1 protein-coding gene is annotated in these 363 nt (G+C 64.2%); it reads left to right on the forward strand.

What is annotated here, in order from left to right; translation table 11 throughout:
• Positions 1-363: extracellular solute-binding protein (locus DZ860_RS24230; RefSeq protein ID WP_165862963.1), on the forward strand; the 363-nt coding region annotated here is incomplete at both ends.

Here is a 363-nt window from a genome sequence, read left to right on the forward strand (position 1 = left end):
TGTTGGCGATTGTCTCCTTGCTGTGCGCTTGTTGCGCGCCCGCGCCCGTTCCCGCACCTGATGCGGCAAGCAAGCCGGCCAGAGAAAACGAGGCGGTCGTCAATGTCTATTCGGGGCGCCATTATGATGCTGACGGCGTGCTCTATCAGCGCTTCGAGGCCGAAACCGGCATCAAGGTGAGGGTGTTGGAAGCACCAGGTGCCCAATTGCTGGAGCGCCTGAAAGCCGAGGGCGAGGCCAGCGCCGCCGATCTCATCCTGACCAGCGATGCGGGCAATCTGGCCCAGCTCAAGGCCGCCGATCTGCTGGCCCCGGTCCAATCGCCCATCCTCAATGCGGCCATCCCCGCCAAGCTGCGGGACA

Origin of the sequence: Vibrio sinensis (assembly GCF_003605645.1) — a bacterium.
GTDB lineage: Bacteria > Pseudomonadota > Gammaproteobacteria > Enterobacterales > Vibrionaceae > Vibrio > Vibrio sinensis.